The sequence below is a fragment of the Pedobacter sp. 10L46_2 genome, assembly GCF_056395165.1.
Window position 1 is genome coordinate 24,372 of the sequence record NZ_JBFTIZ010000112.1, and the last position, 6,773, is coordinate 31,144.

At 39.2% G+C, this 6,773-nt stretch carries 4 protein-coding genes and 1 pseudogene; 4 read left to right on the plus strand and 1 reads right to left on the minus strand.

The genetic code is table 11. From position 1 onward, the window contains the following. The 4 genes and pseudogenes from AC1DDX_RS13895 to AC1DDX_RS13910 all read left to right on the plus strand — a co-directional run. Positions 1 to 163 (plus strand): annotated as a pseudogene (locus AC1DDX_RS13895) (hypothetical protein); the annotation flags it as partial. Between the two features lie 94 nt (positions 164 to 257). Then, positions 258 to 4,685, plus strand: coding sequence for a DNA polymerase III subunit alpha (gene dnaE, locus AC1DDX_RS13900; RefSeq protein ID WP_337717149.1), 4,428 nt, complete (start codon positions 258 to 260; stop codon positions 4,683 to 4,685). A gap of 150 nt (positions 4,686 to 4,835) precedes the next feature. Then, positions 4,836 to 5,156, plus strand: coding sequence for a thioredoxin (gene trxA / locus AC1DDX_RS13905; RefSeq protein WP_048907690.1), 321 nt, complete (start codon positions 4,836 to 4,838; stop codon positions 5,154 to 5,156). Positions 5,157 to 5,218: 62 nt separating this feature from the next. Then, positions 5,219 to 6,139 (plus strand): DUF58 domain-containing protein, encoded by a 921-nt coding sequence (locus AC1DDX_RS13910; RefSeq protein ID WP_172661212.1) that lies wholly within the window; start codon positions 5,219 to 5,221, stop codon positions 6,137 to 6,139. Here AC1DDX_RS13910 and AC1DDX_RS13915 read toward each other — a convergent pair. Then, the coding region (locus tag AC1DDX_RS13915; protein ID WP_477622167.1) for an aspartate aminotransferase family protein at positions 6,136 to 6,773 on the minus strand (638 nt) is incomplete at its 5' end. The two genes, AC1DDX_RS13910 and AC1DDX_RS13915, sit on opposite strands and share 4 nt — an antisense overlap.

Sequence of the window (6,773 nt, forward strand, 5' to 3'; positions counted from 1 at the left end):
TCCTAAGCACAGGCATCTTTCTATTCTATCGCGTAAACCGGGCATGGCTGATAAACTACTTGCAGAAATTATTGACAGGTGTGGGCAGCGCGGTTATGATACCTCAAAGCTTGTTTCTCAGGAACATCACATTCTTTCTTGTGCTGATGCAGCACTAGCCTGATCTTAAAATTTAGAAACACCTTACATCACAGTCAAAAAATACCTATTTTTGGACTTCCATTCTTGAATTCCGAAACGAGTAATTTGATTACAATATGTATTTGATTTTTGATACCGAAACTACAGGTTTACCACGCAATTGGAATGCCCCGATTACTGATACAGATAATTGGCCCAGGTGTATTCAAATTGCATGGCAGCTTCATGATGAGTTTGGTAATCTTATCGAAAACCAGGATTATCTTGTAAATCCTAACGGATTCAATATTCCTTATGATGCCGAACGTATTCACGGCATTTCAACTGAACTTGCGCAGGAACAAGGAATTGAATTACAGGAGGTGTTAGAGAAGTTTAATATTGCACTTTCTAAGGCAAAATTTATTGTAGGTCAGAACATTGGTTTCGACGTTAATATTATGGGATGCGAGTTTCATAGGATGGGTGTAGAAAGTCCGATGGCACAGATGCCTGTTCTTGATACCTGTACAGAAACTACGGCCGAGCTGTTGCGTCTTCCCGGGGGTAGAGGAGGCAGGTTTAAACTACCTAATTTAACGGAACTTCACGAATACCTTTTTGGTGAGCCATTTTCGGAAGCACACAATGCCACTGCCGATGTAGAGGCAACCACACGTTGCTTTTTTCAACTTCTCAAAATTGATGCCTTCCGACCTGATCAGTTACAGACAGACCAGAACTATTTACGTCTTTTTAAAGAAAAGAACCCAGGGGTAATAAACCGCATCGGTTTAACACATATAAACCTTAAGTCGGCCTCTGATGATATCAGGAAAAGGTTGCAAAAAACCAGCGGTGGACCTTCTAAACAGGAACTCGCAGGTAATAAAGAAGAGCTTAAAAACGCTTCTTTTGCGCATTTACATAACCATACGCAGTTTTCTGTTCTACAGTCGACCATTAATATTCCTGCGCTTATAAAGGCGGCGGCCGCCGAGAAAATGCCAGCTGTAGCGATGACCGATCATGCAAATATGATGGGAGCCTTTCATTTTGTAACCCAGGTACTCAATCATAATAAAGCCATAGAGGCTAAAAATGCTGCTGCTGTAGAAAAAGGAGAGGAACCTACTGATGTTGTTTTAAAACCAATAGTTGGGTGTGAGTTTTTTGTATGCGAGAACCATGAAGACAAAAAACGTAAAGATGATGGTTATCAGATGGTATTGCTGGCCAAAAATAAAAATGGCTATCATAATCTGGCAAAAATGTCGTCCATTGCCTATACCAGAGGTTTTTACTATGTTCCAAGGATAGATAAAGCGGTTATTGAACAGTATAAGGAAGATATTATCGTATTATCAGGAAATCTTTATGGAGAGATTTCTAGTAAATTACTGAATATTGGAGAGCGTCAGGCAGAAGAAGCTTTGCTATGGTGGAAAGAACAATTTGGCGACGATTTTTACATCGAGCTTATGCGCCACAATCAGGATGATGAGAATATTGTAAATGTTTCTCTTGTTTCCCTGGCGCGCAAGCATGATGTGAAAATTGTTGCTACCAACAATACGTATTACATTAGTAAAAAGGATGCAAATGCGCATGATATCTTACTTTGTGTAAAAGATGGTGAGAAACAAGCTACACAAATAGGTCGTGGCCGAGGTTTTCGGTATGGTTTGCCTAATCAGGAATACTATTTCAAATCTTCGGATGAGATGAAGGCACTTTTTGCTGATCTTCCTGAAGCAATCTTAAACATACAGTCTATTGTAGATAAAATTGAGATCTATAAACTCGCCCGTGAAGTTCTTTTGCCTAAGTTCGATATCCCCGAAGAGTTTCTAGTTGCCGAGGATGAAGAAGATGGAGGAAAACGTGGAGAAAACAAATTCCTGCGTCATCTAACTTATGTAGGTGCTAAAAAACGGTATGGCGAGCTTACACCGGAAATTATTGAGCGACTTGATTTCGAGTTGCAGACTATCGAAAAAACAGGTTATCCAGGCTATTTCCTTATTGTACAGGATTTTATTGCTGAAGCAAGAAACCTTGATGTTTCTGTTGGACCTGGTCGTGGTTCAGCTGCGGGATCGGTGGTTGCATATTGCTTATGGATCACCAACATAGATCCGATTAAATATGACCTCCTTTTTGAGCGTTTCCTGAATCCGGATCGTGTATCCATGCCCGATATTGATATCGACTTTGACGATGAGGGCCGTGGCAGGGTAATGGACTATGTAATTAAAAAATATGGATCAAACCAGGTTGCTCAGATCATTACTTATGGTACCATGGCGGCAAAATCTTCGATCAGAGATACTGCACGTGTACTGGATCTGCCACTTTTTGAAGCTGATAAAATAGCCAAGCTCATACCTAATATGAAGCTTGCCAAAATATTTACGCTTGATGAAAAGACTTTAAAAGGTGCTTTAAGAGCAGATGAATATGAAAAGGTTTTAGAATTAAAGGTATTATCTGAAGCTAAAAACCTAAGTGCCGAAACCATTCTTCAGGCACAGATTCTGGAAGGATCATTACGTAACACAGGTATACATGCTTGCGGGGTAATTATTACGCCTGATGATATTACGAACTTCGTTCCTGTTTCTACAGCTAAGGATTCTGATCTGTATGTAACGCAGTTCGACAACTCTGTTGTGGAAAGTGCGGGTTTGTTAAAAATGGATTTTTTGGGGTTAAAAACGCTAACCCTTATTAAGGATACAGTAAAGCTTGTTAAACTCGGCCATGGGGTAGATCTTGATCCTGATAATTTCCCTATCGATGATGAAAAGACATATGAGCTTTTCCAACGGGGAGAAACCATAGGTATTTTCCAGTACGAGAGCAACGGAATGCAGAAATACATGAAGGAGCTGAAGCCTACTGTTTTTGGCGACTTAATTGCCATGAATGCGCTGTATCGTCCTGGACCTTTAGAGTATATCCCAAGCTTTGTGCGCCGGAAAAACGGAGAAGAAGAGATTAAGTATGACCTTGATGCCTGCGAAGAATATTTAAAGGAAACCTATGGTATTACCGTATATCAGGAGCAGGTGATGCTTTTATCGCAAAAACTTGCAGGTTTTACCAAAGGTGAAGCCGACGTTTTGCGTAAGGCAATGGGTAAAAAACAAAAGGATGTACTGGATAAGATGAAACCTAAATTTGTAGCCCAGGCCGCAGAGAAAGGACACGACGCCGCTACGCTTGAAAAGATTTGGAAAGATTGGGAAGCATTTGCATCCTATGCCTTTAACAAATCGCACTCTACCTGTTATGCATGGATTGCTTACCAAACGGCTTACTTAAAGGCTCATTATCCGGCCGAATATATGGCTGCTGTGCTGTCAAACAATATGAGTGACATTAAACAGGTTGCCTTTTTTATGGAAGAGTGTAAACAAATGGGAGTTCAGGTACTAGGCCCGGATGTTAATGAGTCGGACATTAAGTTCTCTGTAAATACTCAAGGTGAAATTCGTTTTGGTTTATCTGGTATTAAGGGAGTTGGTGATAAGGCGGTAGAAAGTATTATCGAAGAGCGTAATGTTAATGGTATGTACAAAGATGTTCATGATTTTGCTAAAAGATCCAATACTCGTACTGTAAACAAAAAAGCATATGAGAGCTTTGTTTATAGTGGTGCATTTGATGGCTTCGGTTATCATCGTGCACAGTACTTTTTTGTGGGTTTAAATGAGAAAATGAACGGTATTGAGAAGCTTATCAAGTTTGCCAACGATTTTTCAAATAATGAATCCTCATCTCAATCGTCTCTATTTGGAGGTTCGGTTGCCGATATGATTTCAGAACCATCACTTCCTGTTGCACCGGAATGGAGTTTAATTGATCGGTTGAAATTTGAAAAGGATGCTATTGGGATATTTCTGAGTGGCCATCCACTTGATAATTATCGTTTAGAATTAAAGGAATTTTGCCAGCAAAAGGTTAAGCATCTTTCTGTGATTAACAAAATAAGAACTGGTGATACAAATGAAGAGGTACTTGCAGAGTTTGAAGGGATAAAAAACAGAGAATTAGTTGTAGGAGGATTGGTAGTGGTGGCAGCTCAAAGGATGACCAAAACCGGAAAGCCTTTTGGAACTATGGTTTTTGAAGACTATGATGACAGCTGTGAGCTTGCTTTGTTTGGTGATGATTTCATTAAATTTAAGCAGTTTCTTACTGATGGTTATTTTCTGCAGATTCGCGGAAGGGTTGGAGAACGGTTTAGAAAAGAGGGCGATTGGGAGTTTAAGATCACTTCGATTAACCTGCTTTCGGAATTAAGGGATAAGTTAGCCAAGTCTGTAACAATTCAGGTACCGCTTGAAAGGATAGACGATGACTTTATGACTCAAATTAATGCGATATTAGAAGACAATAAGGCCAATACTGATCAACAAAATTGCCAGCTACTTTTTGAGGTTTATGATAGGGAACAGAATGTGAACATTAAAATGCCTTCTAAGTCGGTTAAAATCAATCCTAGTAATCAACTTTTAGAACAATTGCAGAGTTTGGATGTTCATCCTAAGTTGAACTAATGTCATTTTGGCATTAGTAAAGTAGATGGCACTACAATTGATTATATATTTGCATCAGCAATAGCCTGATAAGTTTATACTCACAGAGTTTATGCCACAGGCTTTTAACCGCTGATTTCAATAGAAAAAAATAAAATAAAAATAAGAATTATGGCTTTGGAAATTACAGATGCAAACTTCGAGGAAGTTGTATTAAAATCAGATAAACCCGTTTTGGTTGATTTTTGGGCAGAATGGTGTGGTCCATGTCGCATGGTTGGACCATCAGTGGATGAGATCTCAAAAGAATACGAAGGAAAGGCAATCGTGGGTAAAGTGAATGTAGACAACAACCCTCAGATCTCAACTCAGTTCGGAATCCGCAACATTCCTGCATTGTTGTACTTTAAAGACGGTCAGGTTGTAGATAAGCAAGTTGGTGCAGTTCCGAAATCTGTATTAGCACAGAAATTAGATAAGCAGTTATTATAACTCAACATATACTAGTTTAAAAAGCGTTCATAACTTATGAACGCTTTTTTTATATTTACAATATGCAATCGCCGTTTGATGAACAATCCTTACACTTTAACAGTAATTTAGAACTTCTTGCCCGACAGGTGGTAGAAGGCTTTATTACCGGTCTTCATAAGAGTCCATTTCATGGCTTTTCGGTTGAATTTGCAGAGCACAGGCTTTACAATGTGGGTGATAGTGTAAAGAATATTGACTGGAAACTGTTTGCCAGAACAGATAAACTGTTCAGTAAAAGGTACGAAGAGGAAACCAACCTTCGTTGCCAGTTTATCATAGATGTATCATCTTCTATGTATTTTCCGGTAAACGAATACAATAAGCTCAATTTTTCGATACAAGCCACTGCAGCATTAATTTACTTATTAAAACGGCAGCGTGATGCCTTTGGTCTTAGTCTTTTTACAGATCATTTATTATTAAATACTCCGGCGAAATCTACTACGACACATCAAAAATATTTATTTACACATCTGGAAGGGATATTAAAATCTCAAAAGATGGATGTAAAAACTAATGTAGATCAGGCATTGCATCAGATAGCGGAATTGATTCATAAACGCTCATTAGTGGTAGTTTTTAGTGATATGCTGAATACCATGCAGGATGAGAACGAAACTGAAGCGTTGTTTTCTGCACTGCAACATTTAAAGTTTAACAAGCACGAAGTAATTATTTTTAATGTTACCGATAAATCAAAGGAAGTAGATTTCGGCTTTGAGAACAGACCCTATGAGTTTGTAGACATGGAAACCGGTGCCACTCTTAAGGCGCATACATCCAAAGTAAAAGAATCGTATCTGTTAAAAATGAACAGTTATAGACAAGCTATTCAGCTTAAGTGCACTCAATATAAGATCGATATGATTGATGCCGATATTTCTGCCGGGTTTTATCCCATATTGCAGGCCTACCTCATTAAAAGACAAAAGATGAGCTAAGGATTTGTTGCCAGTTCGGTATTCTTTAAAATAACAGAACAGGCGTATTCAATTTCCTCGTTGCTGATAATTAGTGGAGGGGCTACACGCATAGAGTTGCTGCAATGTAAAAACCAGTCGCTTATTACGCCATCAGCAATGCAAGCATCAATGATCTTTTTGTTTGTTTCGAAGTTCTCAAACTCGATGGCAATCATTAAACCCTTACCACGCACTTCCTTTACTGCCGGATGTACCAGTAATTTCTTAAATAGCTCACCTTTTTCAGTTACCCCGTCAACAATATTTTCGTGAAGAATGGTCTGTAATGTTGCCAGGCCAGCGGCGCAGCTAACAGGATGACCGCCGAAGGTTGTAATGTGGCCAAGTATCGGGTTGGTTGCCAGAGTCATCATGATCTCTTTTGAACTGATAAAGGCGCCGATAGGCATGCCGCCACCAATACCTTTGGCCAGTAAAAGAATATCAGGTACAATGTCAAAATGTTCAAAGCCAAATAGTTTACCAGTTCGTCCAAAACCGCATTGTATTTCGTCAAGCACTAATAATGTACCGGTAGCAGTGCATTTCTCTCTAAGCGCTTTAAAATAGGCTTTATCGGCAATTCTAATTCCTGCTTCACCCTGTATGGTTT